This is a genomic window from Pseudomonas sp. 273 (assembly GCF_029201425.1).
Classification (GTDB): domain Bacteria; phylum Pseudomonadota; class Gammaproteobacteria; order Pseudomonadales; family Pseudomonadaceae; genus Pseudomonas; species Pseudomonas delhiensis.
In genome coordinates this window covers 5401310-5420818 of sequence record NZ_CP116775.1, presented here as the reverse complement: position 1 = coordinate 5420818, position 19509 = coordinate 5401310, and the positions used below count along the sequence as shown (strand labels likewise).

Below are 19509 nucleotides of genomic sequence, written 5' to 3'. Positions count from 1 at the left end.
TCTGTGACCGGTCGGTGACGGGGCGGCGATTATGCCAGAAGCGATAGGATGTCGTCTGAAACCTGAAGCGATTCTCGGAATCTCGCGACACCCGGTCGCACGGGGCTTGCAGCGCTGCGGGCAATGCGCTGCAACGTTTTCGCGGGGCCGCCGCCGCTCAGGTCGCGTCCTGTTCGGCCTGGCGTTGTTGCGCCTTCTGCAGGTCGCTCTGCATCTTCTCCAGTTCCCGGTCGAAGGCCTTGTCCTGCACGGACGGGCGCTTGCGCCAGGGCTTCTTGTCGGGGTCGGGCTGGGCGGCGTAGAGGGTGACCTCGCCGCCGTAGACATCCTTGTAACGCTGTTCCTGGCGCTCCAGTTCGGCGCGCAGTTCGTCTTTCGTCACCTGTGTTCCTGATGGCGTGTGGCTGATGGATGGGGATATGCGGGAAAAGCATAGCAGGCGCGATTATAACCGCTGCCGGGGCGCTGTCAGCCGGGTAGCGCGCGCGGAGGTGGGCTCGCACAAATGTAACAGCAGGCTACGCTCAGGAAGCGATCATCATTCGAGGAGACCGCTCCATGATCAAGCTCCGCCTTCCCCTGCTGCTGTGCGCCCTGTTGTTCTCGGTGCAGGGTTTCGCCGCCAACACCGCCCAGCAGGAAAAGATGAAGACCTGCAACGCCGACGCCACCGCCAAGGCGCTCAAGGGCGACGAGCGCAAGTCCTTCATGAGCAACTGCCTGAAGGCCGGCGGCGGCGACACCGGCAAGAAACTCACCCCGCAGCAGGAGAAGATGGCCCAGTGCAACAAGGACGCCGCGGCCAAGGCGCTGAAGGGCGACGAGCGCAAGACGTTCATGAGCGGGTGCCTGAAGAAATAGCCCGGGGGCGGCCCCATGGGTTTCGCAGGCTCAACCCATTCTACGACAGCGTTTTCCTACCCCCGTAGGAGCGGACCTTGTCCGCGATTTGGCGGATAACGCCGTAGGCGTTATGCGCCCTACGGGGAGCCCGGGAGCTTCGGGGTTCCGCACCAGACCGAACGGTCCCCTCTCCCGCTTGCGGGGGAGGGTTAGGGAGGGGGAGCGGAGTCAAGGTTTGGCAGAGGTGCCAGAGCGAAGTCCGTCCCCTCTCCCCAACCCTCGCCTACGCGGCCCGCCCTGAAGGGAGAGGGGGCCGTTCGGCGTGGGCGGATAACGCAGAGTCAGCCGGCAAACTCGTAGGGCGAATAACCGTTCGCGGTTATCCGCCGTTAGCCCAAACACCGATGCCCGACGACAATGGCGGATAACGCCGTAGGCGTTATGCGCCCTACGGGTTTCCAGAGAAATATCCGAGCGCACCGGAACGCCCCTTCAGAAGGCCGAGCGAAACCGGCGCTCAGGAGGTCATGCGACATGGATGTCGCGAGAGCCCCGATGGGCTACAGGGACGTACCCTCGGGGCGGGCCTCCGTGGCGGGGGAGTTCGTGAGGGTAGCCCGGCTTCATCGGGCCCGTATGCGGGGCAAGCCTTTTTGGTTCCTTTTGTGGCGTTTGACAAAAGGGACTCGCCCGAGGGGGCGAAACAAGAGACGTCCGAACACTCGGAGCGGCGCGCTACACCCACACCCGACGTCTTTTCAATGACAAAGGGGTGGAGATCGGAGCACAGGCCCAGGGTTCGCGAGCAAGCTCGCTCCTACGAGGCCCGGGGGTTCAGACCCCCGAACACAGCAACCAGGCCACCGCCAGCAGGTAGAACAGCAGCGACCCATCCTCGCCCAGCGGCGAGTGGCGGAAAGTCCGTGCGTTCATGCCTTGACCTCCGCCGACCAGTAGCCCTGGGCGTTGCGGAATGGCTGCCGGGCCATCTGCTCCGGGCGGGTGATGCCGGCGGCGAGCAGGGCGTTGACCAGGGCCGAGAAGGATTTCGCGGTATAGCTCATGGCGGGCTCCTTGCGTTCCGTCAGTGGGATGACGCTTATGAAAGCGCAACGGCCACCCCGGCGGAAATGGAACTTCCTGCTTTCGACTATTGATGAAATCGATGAAAGGCCCGGCTCACCAGTCCAGTTGCAACTGGCTGTCGAACTGTCGTGGCTGGCCCGTCAGCGGGTCGTCGAAGGCCAGGTGGCGGGCCAGCAGCTGCAGCGGGCGGGAATAATCGTCGCTGCGCCGCTGCTCTTCCGGCAGCAGCTGTGGGTAAAGCGGATCGTTGCGCAGCGCGGCGCCCAGGGCGGCCATGTGCACGCGCAGCTGGTGGCGCTTGCCGCTCACCGGGTAGAGCGCGTAGCGCCACCAGTGCTCGCGGCGCTCCAGCACCTCGATGCGGGTTTCGCTGTTGACCGTGCCCTCGGCCTCGCGCATGAGGATGAAGGGTTCGCCGTCCACCAGGCGGCTGCGCCGCACGTGGGGGAATTCCAGCTGCGGCAGCGGCGGGGCGATGGCCTCGTAGCGCTTGTGCATGCGCCGCTCGCGGAACAGCGCCTGGTAGGCGGCGCGGCTGGCCGGGTTGGCGGAGAACAGCACCAGCCCGGCGGTGGGCCGGTCGATGCGGTGCAGCGGCACCAGCAGCGGGTTGTCCAGGCGCCGGGCCAGGCGCGCCAGCAGGGTCTGCTCGACGTACTGGCCGGAGGGCGTCACCGGCAGGAAGTGCGGCTTGTCGGCCACCACCAGGTGCTCGTCGACGTGCAGGATGCGCTCCTCGAAGGGGATCGGCGTTTCTGCCTCCACCTCGCGGAAGTAGTGCACGCGCAAGCCCTCGCGGTAGGGCGTTGTGGCATCCAGGGCGCGGCCTTCGGCATCCAGCACGCGTCCGCGGGCCAGGCGCTGCAGCCAGGTCTCGCGGGGGATCGCCGGGAAGCGCGCGCACAGGCAGTCGAGCACCGTCGACCAGGGGCCGGCCGGCAGGTGCAGGGTGCTGGCGCGGTGCTGGGCGGCGGAAAACGGCTTCTCGGACATGGGCGGCGGCGACGGTCGGGGGCGTGCATTAGGCCGCAGATGGCCGCTATCGTCAAAGGCCGCCCGGCGCCTCAGGCGGGGTTCACTTCGACGGTCACATGGGCCAGCTCCTCGTGCACCCCCAGCAGTGCCTTGAAGTCTTCCGGCCGCGCCGGGCTGGCGGTGCTGAGGCTGAGGATGCAGGCGTACTTGCGCTTGCCCACCCGCCACAGGTGCAGGTCGGTGATGCGCGCCGGGTAGGGGCCGGCGGCGATGGCCTGGCGCACTTCCTCCAGCACCGGCGCGTCCATCTCCGCGTCGAGCAGCACGCGGCTGCTCTGGCGCAGCAGGCCACGGGCCCAGATCGCCACCAGCACGGCGCCGACGATGCCCATCAGCGGGTCGAGCCAGGCCGCGCCCCAGAGCATGCCGCCGAGCAACGCGACTATGGCCAGCACCGAAGTGGCGGCGTCGGCCAGCACGTGCAGGTAGGCGGCGCGCAGGTTGAGGTCGTGACCATGGGTGTTCCCGTGGTCGTGGTGATGATCGTGGTCATGGTCATGGTCGTGCCCGTGCTCGTGCTCGTGGTGGTCGCGCAGCAGCCAGGCGCAGGCCAGGTTGACCAGCAGGCCGAGCGCGGCGATGACGATGGCCTGGACGTAGTGGATGGGCGAGGGGCTGATCAGCCGCGCCACCGACTCGAACAGCATCAACGCCGCCACGGCGAGCAGCAGCAGGGCGCTGCTGTAGCTGGCCAGCACCTCGATCTTCCAGGTGCCGAAGGCGAAACGCCCGTCGCCCTTCAGGCGCCGCGCCGCGACGTAGGCGAAGAACGCCAGGCCCAGGGCCATGGCGTGGGAACTCATGTGCCAGCCGTCGGCGAGCAGGGCCATGGAGTTGAAGTACCAGCCGCCGGCGATCTCCAGCACCATCATCAGCGCGGTGAGCACCACCGCGCGCAGGGTGTTGCGCTCGGCCAGCGGATTGCTTTCGTGGAAGTCGTGCGGATGCGACGGGGCAAGGGCGGGGGCTGGCATGCGAGAATGTCCTGGAATCCGTTTCATATACTATACCCCAGTATACTTTCAGGACGTCAGCCCATGGCCCACACCATCCGCGACAAACGCAAGCTGCTCACCCGCATCCGCCGCATCAAGGGGCAAAGCGAGGCGCTGGAACGGGCGCTGGAGAAGGAGGAGGGCGACTGCGCCGCGGTGCTGCAGCAGATCGCGGCGATCCGTGGCGCGGTCAACGGCCTGATGGCCGAGGTGCTGGAAGGGCACCTGCGCGAGCACCTGGCGGCCGAGGCGCGCACGCCGCAGCAGCGCGCGGAAGACCTCGACCAGGTGATGGGCGTGCTGCGTTCCTACCTGAAGTAGCTCAGTGGGACAGCCGCGCGGCCAGTTCGTCGACTTCCTCGGCCCAGTCCGAGTCCTCTTCCAGGGCCTCGCGGATGAACGTCGCCTGGGCTTCGCTCCAGAAGGGCGCATCGGCCAGGGCCTGGCCTTCGGGCAGGCGGTGCGCGGCGAGGAAGGCGTCGATCTCCTGGTGGCCGCTGGGCAGGCCCAGTTGCTTGAACAACTCGGCGAAGGTGTGTGGGGTGGTGTCCATGGTGGGCCTCCTGTGGTCGGTCGTGCATCAACTATAGGCGTTCGGCGCCGGCCGGTCGGCCGCGGAATCGATAGGTGGCTTTCAATTTTCCCGGCCTCGGGCAATGATGGCGCAGTCCCTGACATCCCCTCGCGCCAGGCCCGTTCATGAGCTCTCCCGAGCAGCGTCCGCACGCCGTCACCCTGCAGATCGTCTCGATCGTCGTCTTCACCTTCCTGCTGTTCCTGTGCATCGGCTTCCTGCTGCCGGTGCTGCCCGGCTTCGTCCACCACGACCTGGGCTTCGACGCCACCACCGCCGGCGTGGTGATCGGCGCGCAGTACCTGGCGACCCTCGCCTCGCGGCCGCTGGCCGGGCGCCTGACCGACACCCTGGGGGCCAAGCGCGCGGTGATCTACGGCCTGCTGGCGCTGGCCGGCGGCGGCGCGCTGGTGCTGCTGGCCACCAGCCTGCAGGCGCTGGCCTGGCCGAGCCTGGCGCTGCTGCTGGGCAGCCGCCTGCTGATAGGCTTCGCCCAGGGCCTGATGGGCATCGGCACGGCGAGCTGGGGCATCGCCCGGGTCGGCGCGCAGAACACCGCGCGGGTGATCTCCTGGAACGGCATCGTCTGCTACGGCGGCATCGCCCTGGGCGCGCCGCTGGGCGTGGGCATGGCCGCGCACCTGGGGCTGTGGAGCCTGGGCGCCGGCATCCTGGTGCTGGCCGGCCTGGGCCTGCTGCTGGCCCGCGGCAGGGCGCCGGCGCCGATCATCGCCGGCACGCGCATGGCCTTCTTCGCCGTGCTCGGCCGGGTACTCCCCTACGGTATGTGCGTGGCCCTGGGCTCCATCGGTTTCGGCAGCCTGGCCACCTTCATCACCCTCTACTACGGCAGCCGCGGCTGGGCCGACCCGGCCTGGTGCCTGAGCCTGTTCGGCATCAGCTTCGTCGGCGCGCGGCTGCTGCTGTCCTGGACCATCAACCGCTTCGGCGGCTTCAACGTGGCGGTGCTCTGCCTGCTGGTGGAAAGCGCCGGCCTGCTGTTGCTGTGGCAGGCGCCGAGCCCGGCCTTCGCCCTGCTCGGCACGGCGCTGACCGGCGCCGGGCTGTCGCTGGTGTACCCGGCGCTGGGCGTCGAGGCGGTGCTGCGCATCCCCGCCGCCAGCCGCAGTTCGGCGCTGGGCGCCTACGCGCTGTTCTTCGACCTGGCCCTGGGCCTGGCCGGCCCGCTGATGGGCGCGGTGGCCGCGCATTCGGACTACGCCAGCATCTTCCTGGTGGCCGCGGCGCTGGCCGCCTGCGGCTTCCTCATCTGCCTCTGGCTGCTGCGCTTCACCCGCCAGCGCCACGAGGAACTGGAGTTCGACTAGACTGCGGCATCCTTCGCCGCAAGCCCTTCCCATGGACATCGACCTGGCGCGCACCTTCCTGGAAATCGCCCGTGGCGGCAGCTTCGTCGCCGCCGCGCAGCGCCTGCACGTGACCCAGACCACGGTCACCGCGCGGGTGCAGAACCTCGAGGCGCAACTGGGCTGCCGGCTGTTCCAGCGCAGCCGCGCCGGCGCCCGGCTGACCGCCGACGGCGAGCGCTTCCTCGGCTACGCCAACCAGCTGGTGCAGACCTGGGATGCGGCGCGGCGCGACCTGCCGCTGCCGGCGGGCTACCGCGAGGCGCTGAGCATCGGCGGCGAGCTGAGCCTGAGCAACCCGCTGATGCTCGGCTGGACGGTGCGCCTGCGCCAGCGCATGCCGGCCCTGGCCCTGCACGCCGAGGTCGGCAGCGGCGAGCAGTTGCAGAAGCAGCTGGAGCTGGGCGTGCTCGACGCCGCGCTGGTCTACCGCCCGGACTACTGGCCGGGCATGCAGGTGGAGCAGTTGCTGGAGGAGAAGCTGATCCTGGTGCGCTCGACGCAGCAGCCGGAGCCCTACATCTACATCGACTGGGGCGAGGAATTCCGCCGCCAGCACGACGCCGCGCTGCCGGACCGGGCCCACGCCGCCACCCGCTTCAGCCTCGGCCCGCTGGCCCTGCAGCACCTGCTGCAATGCGGCGGCAGCGGCTACTTCCGCACGCGGGTGGTGCACAGCTACCTGCAGGCCGGGGTGCTGGAGCGGGTGCCGCTGGCGCCGGAATTCATCTACCCGACCTACCTGGTGTACTCCCGCGAGAAGGACTCGCCGGCGCTGCAGAACGCCCTGGCCATCCTCCGCGAAGTGGTGGCCGAGGACATCGACTGGTCGCAGCGCTGGGACTACGAGGCCTAGACCGCCAGCTGCAGGGCCCGCTCGGCCTGCACCTGCGGCTGCAGCCAGAGGTGGCGGAAGGCGGCGATCAGGTCGGTCTGGCTGAGCATGCCCACCAGCCGGCCGGCGTCGTCGACCACCGGCAGGCAGTGCCGGCCCTGGTCGGAAAGCAGCTGGATCAGCTCCGGCAGCTGGGCGTCCTCGCGCAGCGATTGCACGCGGTGCGTCATCAGGTTGCCGACGCGCTGGCCGAAGGGCGAGCGCAGGCGGCGCTGGCCGCGGAACAGGTCGCTCAAGGTGAGGATGCCCACCAGGTGGCCGCGGTCGAGCACCGGCAGGGCCTTGAGGTGGTGCTTGTCGAGCAGGCCCCAGGCCTCCTCGATGCGCGCGTCCGGGCTGACCGAGCGGATGTCGCGGGACATGATGTCGCGCGCGCGGATGCCGCCCAGCAGGCGTTCGCTGGCGTGCTTTTCGGCGGCCAACAGCAGGCGTTCGAGGTCCTCGGGGGTGACGTCGACGAAGCCGCCGGCGCTGGCCAGGGCACTTTCCAGGTCGTCGGCGTGCAGGCCCAGGCGCTCGCCGGGCAGCGGGTCGGCGGTCAGGTGCGGGTTGCTGGCCGGGGCGGCGAGCTTGCGCGGGTAGGGCGCGCGGGTGAGGTTGTTGTAGAGCAGGGCCACGCCGATCAGCGCCAGCGAGGCCACGCCCACCGGCAGCAGCAGGTGCAGCAACTGCTGGTCCACCAGCGGCCCGCCCAGGGCCAGGCTGAAGGCCATGGCCGTGCTCGGCGGGTGCAGGCAGCGCAGGCCGAGCATCAGCAGCACCGCCACGGCCATGGCCAGCGACGCCTGCGGCCAGCTGTGGCCCAGCCAGTGGCCGAGCAGCAGGCCCACCAGCGCGGCCACCAGGTTGCCGCCCAGCAGCGACCAGGGTTGCGCCAGCGGGCTGGAGGGCACGGCGATGGCCAGCAGGGCGGAGGCGGCCAGCGGTGGGCCGATGCGCAGCACGGTGTCGATGCCGAACAGCCAGGTGCACAAGGGCATGCTCAGGCCCAGGGCCAGGCCGCAGCCGAGCACGGCGCGCAGCCAGTCGCGGTTGGACGAGGGCCCGGCGCAGGGCGCCAGGCGGTGCAGCCAGGCGCCGAAGGCAGCGGCTTTCATCGCGGCACCTCGCAAGAGGCGCCGGGAAGGGGGGCAGTCAATGGATGCATGTCACGCAGGCACCGCGCATCACGGATCCGGCCTGGGGCCGGTCGGGCGGGCGCTTCCTTATGGTTGGTCGAGCGGCGATTCGCCGCAGGGGCGAAGGCTGGAGGCCATCCTAGACAGCGTGACGATGCATATCCAATGAATGTTATTGCTGTTTGACTGCAATAACGATGAAGTGTGGGCGAGCCGTCGGGTTCGCCCGCGCAGGGCTCACACCGGCGGGAAGGCCTTGAAGGCTTCCAGCGTCTCGGCGAACGCCGTCCAGTCGCGCAGCGCCGGGTAGTCGCCGGCGGCCACGCGCTCGGCATGCACCAGCTGGATGAAGGTCCAGGCCACGGCGGCGGTCAGGCCGGCCTGGTCCAGGCTGCCGTCGCGCGGCAGCGGCTGGGTCAGCAGCTCCAGTTCCAGGCCGGCGCAGGCGGCGCGCAGTTGCTGGTCCACCCGGGCGTACCAGGCGGGGTCGCGCCGGGCCTCGTCCCGCTGCAGCTCGTAGTACAGCTGCACGGCCTTCTCGCAGGCCGCCAGGCCCAGGCCCAGCAGGCGCGTGGCGCGCACCCGCGCGGCCGGCTCGGCGGGCATCAGGCTGCGCCCGGCCTGGTGTTCGGCCAGGTCGACGATCAGGCTGGAGTCCATCAGCACCTGGCCGTCGTCCAGCACCAGGCTGGGCGCCTTGACCACCGGGTTGATGGCGCGGAATTCCTCGACGTGGCGGAACACCGAGAGCGAGCGGTGGCTGAAGTCGACGTCCAGCAGGCGCAGGCTGATGGCCACGCGGCGGACGTAGGGCGAATCGAGCATTCCGATCAGTTGCATGGAGGCATCCTGTTATTGGAGATTACATGTGGTGGCCGGCTGAAGGGGCCATGCGTCAGCGCTGTTGTCGCCCAATCTAGCGGCTCGCAAGGGCGGAAAAAATCGACGATTTATAACTGCAAGGGTTAGCAGAACTTACATGAGCGCCTATCCACCCCTGTCCGCGCTGCGCAGCTTCGAGGCCGTGGCCCGGCTCGGCAGCGTGACCCAGGCCGCCGCCGAGCTGCACGTCACCCACTCGGCAGTGAGCCAGCAGGTGCGCCAGCTGGAGGAACTGCTCGGCGTCACCCTGCTGCAGCGCGAGGGCCGCGGCCTGCGCCTGAGCGAGGAGGGCCGGCTCTACGCCCTGCAGGTGCGCCGCGCCCTGCGCGACATCGCCGAGGCCACGCGCCTGGCGCGGGCGCGGCCCAGCGAAGGCGAACTGGTGGTGGCGGTGCTGCCGTCCTTCGCCCAGCAATGGTTGCTGCCGCGCCTGCCGGGCTTCCGCCGGCGCCACCCGCAGTATCGCCTGCGCCTGCTGGCCAGCCTGGAGGTGATCGACCTGCGCCAGGGCCTGGCCGACGTGGCCATCCGCATCGGCCAGGGGCACTGGGAGGGCCTGGCCCAGCAACGCCTGTTCGACGACGAGCTGGTGGCGGTGTGCGCCCCGCACTTCAATGGCGGGCGCCTGCCGCGCACGCCGCAGCAGATCCTCGCCGGCCCGCTGATCCACGGCTTCGAGTCCTGGCTGCCCTGGTGCCAGGCGGCGGGCGTGGCGCTGCCCGAGGGCGACGGCCTGTTCACCGTCAACGACTCCAACCTGGTGGTGGAGGCCCTGCGCCTGGGCCTGGGCGTGAGCGTCGAACGGCGCAGCCTGGTGGCCGGCGCCCTGGCCCGCGGCGAGCTGGTGCAGCTGGGCGAGGTCAGCGCACCCTATGCCTACCCCTACTGGCTGGTATGGCCGCAGCGGGAGGAGACCCGGGCCAAGGTGGCGGTGTTCGCCGAGTGGCTGGCGGAGGAGGTGGAGGGGTACCTGGCGTAGGGCGAATGACCGTTCTCGGTTATCCGCCGTTGGCCGTGCCACCGGGGTGTCCGGCGTGGGCGGTGAGACCAATCGCGGACGGAGTCCGCTCCTACGCGGGCCGAGCCATGCCATTCCCCTGTAGGAGCGCGCCCTGCGCGCGATTCGCGGGCAGGGCCCGCTCCTACGTCCGTGCTTCCTGAAACCGTAGGAGCAACTTTGTCCGCGATTTGGCGGATAACGCCGTAGGCGTTATGCGCCCTACACGAGAAACATCAACGCGCTCGGAGCGGCGCGCTACACCCAAACCTGACATCTTTTCTGGGGCCCGCATTCGCGGGAATGACAAGGTTAGGTTGGGGGCGGGGACCAACCTCGCGACACAGAACGTCGCCCCGCCCCGATACAATCACCCCGTGGAAAAACCTCCCGACCCACCCCGGCTTCTGCTCAAATGCCGGGCACACCGGCAAACCTGGAGAGACGATGAGCGAAGCCCTGAGCCCCGGCCTGATGGTCATCCACGGCAACCACCCCGAGGCGCTGCGCGACCTGCTGGTGGCCTGGATGGCGCGCTACCCGCTGGCGCCGCTGGAAAGCGAGACCATCCTGGTGCAGAGCAACGGCATCGCCCAATGGCTGAAGCTGGCCCTGGGCCGCGACGTCGCCGACGGCGGCTGCGGCATCACCGCGGCGCTGGACGTGCAGCTGCCCGCGCAGTTCCTCTGGCGCGCCTACCGTGGCGCGCTGGGCAAGGACGAAGTGCCGGAGGTCTCGGTGCTGGACAAGGCGCCGCTCACCTGGCGCCTGATGCGCCTGCTGCCGACCCTGCTGGAGCGCGACGAATTCCAGGCGCTGCGCCGCTTCCTCGCCGACGACGCCGACCTGCGCAAGCGCTACCAGCTGGCCGAGCGCCTGGCCGACCTGTTCGACCAGTACCAGGTGTACCGCGCCGACTGGCTGGAGGACTGGAGCGAGCAGCGCGACCAGCTGCGCACCGCCAACGGCAGCCTCCGCGCGCTGGGCGAGGACGAGCGCTGGCAGGCCGAGCTGTGGCGCGCCCTGCTGGCGGAAGTGGGCGAGGACGGCCTGGCCGGCAGCCGTGCCGGAGTGCACCGGCGCTTCCTCGATCGCCTGCGCGAAGGCACGCCGCCCCAGGGCCTGCCGCGCCGGGTGGTGGTGTTCGGCATTTCCGCCATGCCGGCGCAGACCGTGGAGGCCCTGGCCGCGCTGTCGCGCATCGCCCAGGTGCTGCTGTGCGTGCACAACCCCTGCCGCCACCACTGGGCCGACATCGTCGCCGACAAGGACCTGCTGCGCCACGAGTACCGCCGCCAGCAGCGCCGCCCCGGGGTGCCGCTGCAACTGGACGACGACCTCCAGCACCAGTACGCCCAGCCGCTGCTGGCGGCTTGGGGCAAGCAGGGCCGCGACTACATCAACCTGCTCGACCAGTACGACAACCCCGAGAGCTACCGCAGCCGTTTCGGCGAGGTCAGCGGCGGGCGCATCGACCTGTTCAGCGAGGCGCCGCCGGCGCACCTGCTCGGCCAGTTGCAGGACGACATCCTCGAACTGCGCCCGCTGGCCGAGACCCGCGCGCAATGGCCGGCGCCGGACCCGGCGCGGGACCACTCGATCCGCTTCCAGGTCGCCCACAGCGCGCAACGCGAAGTGGAGGTGCTGCACGACCAGCTGCTGGCGCGCTTCGACGCCGACCCCACGCTGCGCCCGCGCGACGTCATCGTCATGGTCCCCGACATCGACGCCTACGCGCCGCACGTCCAGGCGGTGTTTGGCCAGCTCGGGCGCGACGACCGGCGCTTCATCCCCTACACCCTGGCCGACCAGGGCCAGCGCGGCCGCGAGCCGCTGCTGGTGGCCCTGGAGCACCTGCTGCAACTGCCCGACAGCCGCTTCGCGGTGAGCGAGATCCTCGACCTGCTGGACGTCGGCGCCCTGCGCGCGCGCTTCGGCATCGCCGAGGCCGACCTGCCGCTGCTGCAGCGCTGGATCGACGGCGCCGGGGTGCGCTGGGGCCTGGATGGCGAACAGCGCGAGGACCTCGGCCTGCCCGCCGCCGAGGAGGCCAACACCTGGCGCTTCGGCCTGCGGCGCATGCTGCTGGGCTTCGCGGTGGGCGAGGGCGAGGCCTTCCAGGGCATCCAGCCCTACGCCGAGATCGGCGGGCTGGACGCCGCCGTGCTCGGCCCCCTGGCTGGCCTGCTGCAGCGCCTGGCCGCGGCCTGCGAGAGCCTGGCCGAGCCGGCCGCGCCCGAGGTCTGGCGCGAGCGCCTGCGCCAGTTGCTGGACGATTTCTTCCTGACCCGCGACGAGCACGACGAACTGCTGCGCCAGCAACTGCTGCAACTGCTCGAACGCTGGCTGGAAACCTGCGAGCGCGCCGCCTTCGGCGAGCCGCTGCCGCTCTCGGTGGTGCGCGAGGCCTGGCTCGGCGGGCTGGACGCCGGCGGCCTGAACCAGCGCTTCCTGGCCGGCGCGGTGAGCTTCTGCACGCTGATGCCGATGCGCGCCATTCCCTTCCGCGTGGTCTGCCTGCTGGGCATGAACGACGGTGACTACCCGCGCCAGCAACCGCCGCTGGACTTCGACCTGATGCGCAACGACTACCGCCCCGGCGACCGCTCGCGGCGCGAGGACGACCGCTACCTGCTGCTCGAAGCCGTGCTCTCGGCGCGCGACCAGCTGTACGTCAGCTGGGTCGGGCGGAGCATCCGCGACAACAGCGAGCGCCCGCCATCGGTGCTGATCGGCCAGCTGCGCGACCACCTGGCGGCCGGCTGGTCGCTGCCCGGCAAGCCCGGCGACGGCAAGGCGCTGCTGCAGGCGCTGACCACCGTGCACCCGCTGCAACCCTTCAGCCGCCGCTATTTCGAAGGGCAGGGCGAGGGCGTCGACGGCTTCTACACCTACGCCCGCGAATGGCGCGAGGTACACCGCGACGACGAACCGGCCGAACAGGCCGAGGCGCCGCTGCCGGAACTGCTGCCGGACGCGCCCATCGGCCTGCGGGTGCTCGCCGACTTCCTCGCCAGCCCGGTCAACGCCTTCTTCCAGCAGCGCCTGAAGGTGCGCTTCGCCGAGGAAGACCTGACCGGCCACGACGAGGAGACCTTCGCCCTCGACGGCTTGCAGGTCTGGCAACTGCAGTTCGAACTCTGCGAGCGCCTGCGCCCGTGGATCGAGAACCACTGGGCCGACGGCGAACTGCCCGGCCGCATCGAAGGGCAACTGGCGCGCCTGCGCGGCGAGGGGCGCCTGCCGCTGGCGGCCTTCGGCGCCTTCTCCGCCCGAGAACTGAGCGCCCCGCTGGGCGAGCTGCTGAGGCGCTACCGCGAGGAACTGGAGCACTGGAGCGAAGCGGAGGAAGGCCAGCGCGAGCTTATCCACAGGCACCCGGCCAGCGGCGTGGAGCTGGGCGACTGGCTCGGCGGCCTGCGGCGCAACGTCGAGGGCCAGTGGGCCAGCCTGCAACTGGTCAGCGGCAAGCTGCACGAAGGCCGCGGCTACAAGTGGCACAGCCTGGTGCGCCACTGGGTGCGCCACCTGGGCCTGCAACTGTGCGGTACGCCGGTGCGCAGCCTGCTGGTCAGCCAGACCGGCACCCTGGAACTGCCGCCGCTGGCGGCGGACAGCGCCCGCGGCCACCTGGACGCGCTGATCGCCGCCTGGCTCGAAGGCCTGCGCCGGCCGCTGCCGGTGGCCTGCAAGGCGGCCTTCGCCTGGCTGGGTGCCGGTGGTGACGAGGCCCGCGCCGCCAGCGAGGCGGCCAAGCGCTACGACGGCGGCTTCGGCAGCACCGGCGAGGCGGCTTCCTCGCCGGCCCTGGCGCGGGTCTACCCGGACTTCGCCAGCCTCGACGCCAGCGGCGAATTCGCCACTTGGGCCGAGACCCTCTACGGCCCGCTGTACCAGTTGCTGCAACGCCGCGACGACGAGGAGCAAGGCCAATGAGCCGCGAACTGCGCGCCCTGGAATTCCCCCTGCACGGCAGCCGGCTGATCGAGGCCAGCGCCGGCACCGGCAAGACCTTCACCATCGCCCTGCTGTACCTGCGCCTGGTGCTCGACCACGGCGGCGAGCTGGCCTTCGGCCGGCCGCTGAGCCCGCCGGAAATCCTCGTGGTGACCTTCACCGACGCCGCCACCCAGGAACTGCGCGAACGCATCCGCGCGCGCCTGGGCGAGGCCGCCACCTGCTTCGCCGAGCCGGCGCTGGCGCACGACGCGCTGCTGGTCGAGCTACGCGCCAGCTACCCGCAGGAGCGCTGGCCCGGCTGCGCGCGCCTGCTGCGCCTGGCCGCGGAATGGATGGACGAGGCCGCCGTGTCGACCATCCACAGCTGGTGCTACCGCATGCTCCGCGAGCACGCCTTCGACAGCGGCAGCCTGTTCACCCAGGACCTGATCACCGACCAGAGCGAACTGCTCGCCGAAGTGGTGCGCGACTACTGGCGGCGCAACTTCTACCCGCTGCCGGCGCCGGCGGCGAAGGTCGTCGGCGACATCTACAAGGGCGGCCCCGAGGCCCTGGCGCGCCTGCTGCAGCCGTTGCTGGCGCAGCAGGAGGCGGGCTTCCGCTACGCCGACCAACCGCTGAGCGCGCCCGGCTCGCTGCGCGAGCTGCTGGAGGAAACCGGCGACTTCTACGCCCGCCTGGACGCGCTGGAACAGCAGGCCCGCGCCGCCTGGGCCGCCGATGCCCAGAGCCTGCGCCAGCTGCTCGTCGACCTGCGCCCGCAGCTCAACGGCAACAGCTACCGCAACAAGGACGATGACGCCGTCTTCGAAGGCTGGCTGCAGGCCCTGGAAGCCTGGAGCGCCGGCGGCGCGGCGCCGGACAACCTGGTCCGCTTCGGCCAGACACGGATCAAGGTGAAGGCCAAGGCGGTGGTGCCCGAGCATCCCGCCTTCAGGGCCATCGACGCCTGGGTGGAGGCCGCCGAGCAGCAGCCGGACATCGCCCCGCAACTGCTGCTGCACGCCCTGGGCGAAGTCAGCCGCGCCCTGGAGGCGGAGAAGCAGCGCCGCGCCGAACTGGGCTTCGACGACCTGCTGGCGCGCCTGGACCGAGCCCTGGCCGGCCCCGGCGGCGAGCACCTGGCCGAGCGCATCCGCCAGCAGTTCCCGGTGGCGCTGATCGACGAATTCCAGGACACCGACCCGCTGCAGTACCGCATCTTCGAGCGCATCTACCGCATCGCCGACAACCCCAGGGATTGCGGCCTGTTCATGATCGGCGACCCCAAGCAGGCGATCTACGCCTTCCGCGGCGCGGACATCCACACCTACCTGCGCGCCCGCGCCGCCACCGCCGGGCGCCACTACACCCTGGGCACCAACTACCGCTCGACCCTCGCCGTGGTGGAGGCGGTGAACCACTGCTTCGCCTTCGCCGAGGGCCACGAGCGCGGCGCCTTCCGCTTCGCCGCCGAGGGCGACAACCCGGTGCCGTTCCAGGCGGTGGCCGCCAAGGGCCGCGACGAGCGCCTGCTGATCGACGGCGAAGAAGCCGCGGCGCTGACACTCTGGCAACTGGAGAACGACGGCCAGGTGGTCGGTAGCCGCCTGTACCGCGAACAGATGGCCGCCAGCACCGCCAGCGCCATCCGCCACTGGCTGAGCCTGGCCCAGCAGGGCCGCGCCGGGCTGTACAAGGCCGACGGCACGGGCCGCGCGCTGCGCCCGGCGGACATCGCCATCCTGGTCCGCGGGCGCAGCGAGGCCGAGGCGGTGCGCGCGGAACTGGCGGCGCGGCGCCTGGCCAGCGTCTACCTGTCCGACCGCGACTCGGTGTTCGACAGCCCCGAGGCCGGCGACCTGCTGCACTGGCTGCGCGCCTGCGCCGAGCCGGGCAACGACGCCCTGCTGCGCAGCGCCCTGGCCACCCGCACCCTGGGCCTGGGCTGGCAGACCCTGGAGCGGCTGAACCAGGACGAGCGCTTCTGGGAAGGCATGCTCATGCGCTTCCGCGAGTACCGCAGCCAGTGGCAGCAGCAGGGTGTGCTGCCGATGCTGCGGCGCCTGCTGGCCGACTTCGAGCTGCCGGCGCGGCTGCTGCGCCGCGCCGACGGCGAACGCAGCCTGACCAACCTGCTGCACCTGGCCGAGTGGCTGCAGCGCGAGGCCGCCGAGCTGGACGGCGAGCACGCCCTGCTGCGGGTGCTGGCCGAACAGCTGGCCAGCCCGTCGAGCGAGGAAATCCTCCGTCTGGAAAGCGACGCCGACCTGATCAAGGTGGTGACCATCCACAAGTCCAAGGGCCTGGAATACCCGCTGGTGCTGCTGCCCTTCATCTGCAGCTGGAAGGAGCTGGACGGCAAGAGCCAGACGCCGCCCAGCTTCCAGGGCGAGGACGGCAAGGTGATCGAACTGGCGCGCGGCAAGGACCTGGCCGAGGCCGCCTACCGCCTGGCCAACGACGAACGCCTGGGCGAGGACATGCGCCTGCTCTACGTGGCCCTGACCCGCGCCCGCCACGCCCTGTGGCTGGGCGTGGCGCCGCTGGTGGCGGGCAACGCGAAGAACCCCGAGCTGCACAAGGGCGCCTTCGGCTACCTGCTGGGCGGCGGCGCGGCCATCGCCCTGGACGGCTTCGCCGGCTGCCTGCAGGCCCTGGGCGGCGGCTGCCCCGGCATCCGCATCGAACCCGTGCCGGCGGTGGACGCCACGGCCTACGACAAGACCCGCGCCGGCCAGCTCGGCCAGGCCCGCGAGCCGCAGCGGCGGGTGGCGGAGAAATGGTGGATCGCCAGCTATTCCGCCCTGGCCACCCTGGATGCCGAAAGCGAGGCGCCGGCGCCGGCCAGCGAACCCATCAGCGCCGAGGAAGCCACCCTGCGCGAAGGCGACGCCGACAGCGCCGCAGCCGAACTGGCCCAGGCCGCGCCGGCCGCCGGCAGCCTGCACGCCTTCCCGCGCGGGCCCAACCCCGGCAGCTTCCTCCACGGCCTGCTGGAATGGGCCGCCGACGAAGGCTTCGCCGCCGTGGCGCAGCAGCCCGAGGCCCTGCGCGACCTCATCGCCCGGCGCTGCCAGCTGCGCGGCTGGGAAGCCTGGATCGAACCCCTGGCGCAATGGCTGCCGGCCTACCTGCAGGCCGGCTTCGCGCTGCCCGATGCCGCGCCGGTGCGACTGGCGGCCCTGGCCAGCTACCAGAAGGAAATGGAGTTCTGGTTCGCCGTGAAACCCACCGACAGCGCCCGCCTGGACGCCGCCGTGCGCGCCCAGGTGCTGCCCGGCGAGGCGCGCCCGGCGCTGCAGCCGACGCAGCTGGGCGGCATGCTCAAGGGCTTCATCGACCTGGTCTTCGAACACGAGGGGCGCTACTACGTGGCCGACTACAAATCCAACTGGCTCGGCCCGGACGCCGCGGCCTACACCCCGCAGGCCCTGCGCGCGGCCGTGCTGGAGCACCGCTACGACCTGCAGTACGCGCTCTACCTGTTCGCCCTGCACCGCCTGCTCAAGGCGCGCCTGGCGGACTACGACTATGACCGCCACGTGGGCGGCGCGCTCTACCTGTTCCTGCGCGGCGGCGAGCAAGGCGTGTTCCACGAACGCCCGCCCAGGGCGCTGATGGAGGCGCTGGAAGCGCTGTTCAGCCACGCCGCCGAGGAGGTGCCGGCATGAGCCGAGACGAACTGCTCGAACTGCTCGGCCAGTGGGCCGGACGCGGCTGGCTGCGCGAGCTGGACCGCGCCTTCGCGGCCTTCCTGGTGGAACAGGCGCCCGACGCCGAGCCGCTGCTGATCCTCGCCGCCGCCCTGGCCAGCCACCAGCTGGGCCGCGGCCACGTGTGCCTGGACCTGGCCGCGACCCTCGCCGACAGCCGCTTCGCCCTGTCGCTGCCGCCGGACGGCGAGCTGGAAGGCACGCCGCTGACGCTGCCGGGCGAGCTGCTCGACGGCCTCGACCTGGCCGCCTGGCAGGCCGCCCTGGCCGACCCGCGCCTGGTGGGCGAGGGGCCCGGCGCCACGCCGCTGGTGCTGGCCGGCCCGCGCCTGTACCTGCGCCGCTACTGGCAATACGAGCGCGAGGTGCGCGCCGGCATCGACCAGCGCCTGGCGCGCGGCGAGGCCCTGCGCGCGGTGCTGCCGGTGGACGCGCTGCGCCAGGCGCTGGATGCGCTCTTCCCGAAAAGACCGGGCGCCCCGGCGGACTGGCAGAAGCTGGCCTGCGCCCTGGCCGCCGGCAACGCCTTCGGCATCGTCACCGGCGGCCCCGGCACCGGCAAGACCACCACCGTGGTACGCCTGCTGGCGCTGCTGCAGAGCCTGGCCCTGGGCGGCGAGGGCGGGCGGCCGCTGCGCATCCGCCTGGCCGCGCCCACCGGCAAGGCCGCGGCGCGGCTCAACGAATCCATCGCCAACGCGGTGGACCGGCTCGACCTCGGCGCCTTCGCCAACGGCGAGGAAGTGCGCAAGCAGGTGCCCAAGGAAGTCACCACCCTGCACCGCCTGCTCGGCAGCCGCCCGGACAGCCGCCAGTTCCGCCACCACCCCGGCAACCCGCTGGCGCTGGACCTGCTGGTGGTGGACGAGGCCTCCATGGTCGACCTGGAAATGATGGCCGCGCTGCTCGGCGCGCTGCCGGACAAGGCGCGGCTGATCCTGCTCGGCGACAAGGACCAGCTGGCCTCGGTGGAGGCCGGCGCGGTGCTCGGCGAACTGTGCAGCCGCGCCCGCGAGGGCCACTACCGCCCGGCCACCCGCGACTGGCTGCAGGCGGTCAGCGGCGAGCCCGTCGACGACGACCTGCTCGACCCCCAGGGCCAGCCCCTGGACCAGGCCGTGGCCATGCTGCGCCACAGCCACCGCTTCAGTTCCGCCAGCGGCATCGGCCAGCTCGCCGAGGCGGTCAACGCCGGCGACGTGGCGGCCATGCGCGCGGTCTGGGAACACGGCTACGCCGACCTGGCGCGCCTGGCCCTGGATGCCCGCGACAGCCGCGGCCTGCGCGAACTGGTGGTGGAGGGCGGCGGCCGCTACTTCCTCGACGCCGCCGCCCGCCCGGACGTGGCGCCGCCCCAGGGCTACCGCCACTACCTGCAGGTGCTGCGCGACACCCGGCCGGCCCTGGACGCCACCCAGGCCGATTTCGACGCCTGGGCCGCGCGGGTGCTCACCGCCCACGGCCAGTTCCAGGTGCTCTGCGCCCTGCGCCGCGGGCCCTGGGGCGTGGACGGGCTGAACCTGCGCATCGCCGAGCTGCTGCAGGACGAGGGCCTGGTCCAGCCCCATGGCGGCGCCTGGTACCTCGGCCGCCCGCTGCTGGTCACGCGCAACGACTACGGCCTGGGGCTGATGAACGGCGACATCGGCATCACCCTGGCACTGCCCCGGGAAGAGGACGGCGAGCGCCAGTGGCCGCTGCGGGTGGCCTTCGCCGACGGCCGCGGCGGCATCAAGTGGGTGCTGCCCAGCCGCCTGCAGGCGGTGGAGACGGTGTTCGCCATGACCGTGCACAAGTCCCAGGGCTCGGAATTCACCCATGCCACCCTGGTGCTGCCCGACGCCCTCAACCCCATCCTCACCCGCGAGCTGGTGTACACCGGCATCACCCGCGCGCGCAGCTGGTTCAGCCTGGCCAGCGCCGGGCGCGGCCAGTGGGTGCTGGAAGCGGCCATCGAGCGGCGGGTGCAGCGAGCCAGCGGGTTGCTGGAGGGCTGAGGGAAGACCAGGCAGGAGATTGCGACCTACATCACAATTAGAATTGTCTGATGGCACATTGGGAC

General features: G+C 71.1%; 15 protein-coding genes. 8 read left to right on the top strand and 7 right to left on the bottom strand.

Going from position 1 to position 19509, the window contains the following annotated elements; translation table 11 throughout:
* Positions 1-157 precede the first annotated feature (157 nt).
* Positions 158-382 (bottom strand): hypothetical protein, encoded by a 225-nt coding sequence (locus PKO50_RS24685; protein WP_109932304.1) that lies wholly within the window; start codon positions 380-382, stop codon positions 158-160.
* A gap of 176 nt (positions 383-558) precedes the next feature.
* Between PKO50_RS24685 and PKO50_RS24680 the strand changes: the two genes are divergently transcribed.
* On the top strand, positions 559-861 hold the full coding sequence (locus PKO50_RS24680) for a PsiF family protein (protein ID WP_109932302.1): 303 nt from the start codon (positions 559-561) through the stop codon (positions 859-861).
* A gap of 911 nt (positions 862-1772) precedes the next feature.
* Here the strand turns inward: PKO50_RS24680 and PKO50_RS24675 are convergent.
* From PKO50_RS24675 to dmeF, 3 genes are all read right to left on the bottom strand, one after another.
* Complete coding sequence (locus PKO50_RS24675; RefSeq protein WP_256595797.1) at positions 1773-1907, bottom strand: hypothetical protein; 135 nt, start codon at positions 1905-1907, stop codon at positions 1773-1775.
* Between the two features lie 115 nt (positions 1908-2022).
* Positions 2023-2922 carry a pseudouridine synthase gene (locus tag PKO50_RS24670; RefSeq protein WP_109932538.1) on the bottom strand — a complete coding sequence of 300 codons (900 nt, stop codon included), beginning with the start codon at positions 2920-2922 and terminating at the stop codon, positions 2023-2025.
* A 71-nt stretch (positions 2923-2993) separates the two neighbouring features.
* Entirely contained in the window at positions 2994-3938 is a 945-nt protein-coding gene (dmeF, locus tag PKO50_RS24665) for a CDF family Co(II)/Ni(II) efflux transporter DmeF (RefSeq protein ID WP_275627502.1), read from the bottom strand.
* Between the two features lie 63 nt (positions 3939-4001).
* Here dmeF and PKO50_RS24660 point away from each other — a divergent pair, with 63 nt between their 5' ends.
* A complete protein-coding gene (locus PKO50_RS24660; RefSeq protein ID WP_275627501.1) occupies positions 4002-4280 on the top strand; it encodes a metal/formaldehyde-sensitive transcriptional repressor in 279 nt (92 codons plus the stop codon).
* Position 4281: 1 nt separating this feature from the next.
* Here the strand turns inward: PKO50_RS24660 and PKO50_RS24655 are convergent, their stop codons facing one another.
* A complete protein-coding gene (locus PKO50_RS24655) occupies positions 4282-4512 on the bottom strand; it encodes a DUF2789 domain-containing protein (RefSeq protein ID WP_275627500.1) in 231 nt (76 codons plus the stop codon).
* A 146-nt stretch (positions 4513-4658) separates the two neighbouring features.
* Here PKO50_RS24655 and PKO50_RS24650 point away from each other — a divergent pair, with 146 nt between their 5' ends.
* A complete protein-coding gene (locus PKO50_RS24650) occupies positions 4659-5861 on the top strand; it encodes an MFS transporter (protein ID WP_275627499.1) in 1203 nt (400 codons plus the stop codon).
* Positions 5862-5892: 31 nt separating this feature from the next.
* Complete coding sequence (locus tag PKO50_RS24645) at positions 5893-6756, top strand: LysR family transcriptional regulator (protein WP_089390697.1); 864 nt, start codon at positions 5893-5895, stop codon at positions 6754-6756.
* Here the strand turns inward: PKO50_RS24645 and PKO50_RS24640 are convergent.
* Positions 6753-7892, bottom strand: coding sequence for an HPP family protein (locus PKO50_RS24640; RefSeq protein WP_275627498.1), 1140 nt, complete (start codon positions 7890-7892; stop codon positions 6753-6755). The genes PKO50_RS24645 and PKO50_RS24640 overlap by 4 nt on opposite strands.
* 258 nt (positions 7893-8150) lie before the next feature.
* The gene (locus PKO50_RS24635) at positions 8151-8753 is read right to left on the bottom strand and encodes a glutathione S-transferase family protein (protein ID WP_275627497.1); all 603 of its coding nucleotides are present in this window, start codon (positions 8751-8753) and stop codon (positions 8151-8153) included.
* 139 nt (positions 8754-8892) lie between these two features.
* On the opposite strand from PKO50_RS24635, the gene PKO50_RS24630 reads away from it, so the two are divergent.
* The 4 genes from PKO50_RS24630 to recD all read left to right on the top strand — a co-directional run bounded on the left by PKO50_RS24630 (position 8893) and on the right by recD (position 19444).
* A complete protein-coding gene (locus PKO50_RS24630; protein WP_109932527.1) occupies positions 8893-9774 on the top strand; it encodes a LysR substrate-binding domain-containing protein in 882 nt (293 codons plus the stop codon).
* Between the two features lie 465 nt (positions 9775-10239).
* Positions 10240-13728: an exodeoxyribonuclease V subunit gamma gene (recC, locus tag PKO50_RS24625; protein WP_275627496.1), complete on the top strand. Its 3489-nt coding sequence runs from the start codon at positions 10240-10242 to the stop codon at positions 13726-13728.
* Positions 13725-17405, top strand: a complete 3681-nt coding sequence (recB, locus tag PKO50_RS24620; protein ID WP_275627495.1) for an exodeoxyribonuclease V subunit beta — start codon at positions 13725-13727, stop codon at positions 17403-17405. Before recC ends, recB begins: the two co-directional genes overlap by 4 nt.
* Positions 17402-19444 carry an exodeoxyribonuclease V subunit alpha gene (recD, locus tag PKO50_RS24615; RefSeq protein WP_275627494.1) on the top strand — a complete coding sequence of 681 codons (2043 nt, stop codon included), beginning with the start codon at positions 17402-17404 and terminating at the stop codon, positions 19442-19444. Before recB ends, recD begins: the two co-directional genes overlap by 4 nt.
* The last annotated feature ends 65 nt before the right edge of the window (positions 19445-19509 follow it).

Excerpts from the sequence above, each read along its gene's own strand:
- PKO50_RS24675 (WP_256595797.1), bottom strand. The coding sequence starts at position 1,907 with ATGAGCTATACCGCGAAATCCTTCTCGGCCCTGGTCAACGCCCTGCTC.
- PKO50_RS24655 (WP_275627500.1), bottom strand. The coding sequence starts at position 4,512 with ATGGACACCACCCCACACACCTTCGCCGAGTTGTTCAAGCAACTGGGC.
- PKO50_RS24670 (WP_109932538.1), bottom strand. The coding sequence starts at position 2,922 with ATGTCCGAGAAGCCGTTTTCCGCCGCCCAGCACCGCGCCAGCACCCTG.
- PKO50_RS24635 (WP_275627497.1), bottom strand. The coding sequence starts at position 8,753 with ATGCAACTGATCGGAATGCTCGATTCGCCCTACGTCCGCCGCGTGGCC.
- PKO50_RS24680 (WP_109932302.1), top strand. The coding sequence starts at position 559 with ATGATCAAGCTCCGCCTTCCCCTGCTGCTGTGCGCCCTGTTGTTCTCG.
- recD (WP_275627494.1), top strand. The coding sequence starts at position 17,402 with ATGAGCCGAGACGAACTGCTCGAACTGCTCGGCCAGTGGGCCGGACGC.
- PKO50_RS24660 (WP_275627501.1), top strand. The coding sequence starts at position 4,002 with ATGGCCCACACCATCCGCGACAAACGCAAGCTGCTCACCCGCATCCGC.
- PKO50_RS24650 (WP_275627499.1), top strand. The coding sequence starts at position 4,659 with ATGAGCTCTCCCGAGCAGCGTCCGCACGCCGTCACCCTGCAGATCGTC.
- PKO50_RS24630 (WP_109932527.1), top strand. The coding sequence starts at position 8,893 with ATGAGCGCCTATCCACCCCTGTCCGCGCTGCGCAGCTTCGAGGCCGTG.
- PKO50_RS24645 (WP_089390697.1), top strand. The coding sequence starts at position 5,893 with ATGGACATCGACCTGGCGCGCACCTTCCTGGAAATCGCCCGTGGCGGC.
- recB (WP_275627495.1), top strand. The coding sequence starts at position 13,725 with ATGAGCCGCGAACTGCGCGCCCTGGAATTCCCCCTGCACGGCAGCCGG.
- dmeF (WP_275627502.1), bottom strand. The coding sequence starts at position 3,938 with ATGCCAGCCCCCGCCCTTGCCCCGTCGCATCCGCACGACTTCCACGAA.
- recC (WP_275627496.1), top strand. The coding sequence starts at position 10,240 with ATGAGCGAAGCCCTGAGCCCCGGCCTGATGGTCATCCACGGCAACCAC.
- PKO50_RS24640 (WP_275627498.1), bottom strand. The coding sequence starts at position 7,892 with ATGAAAGCCGCTGCCTTCGGCGCCTGGCTGCACCGCCTGGCGCCCTGC.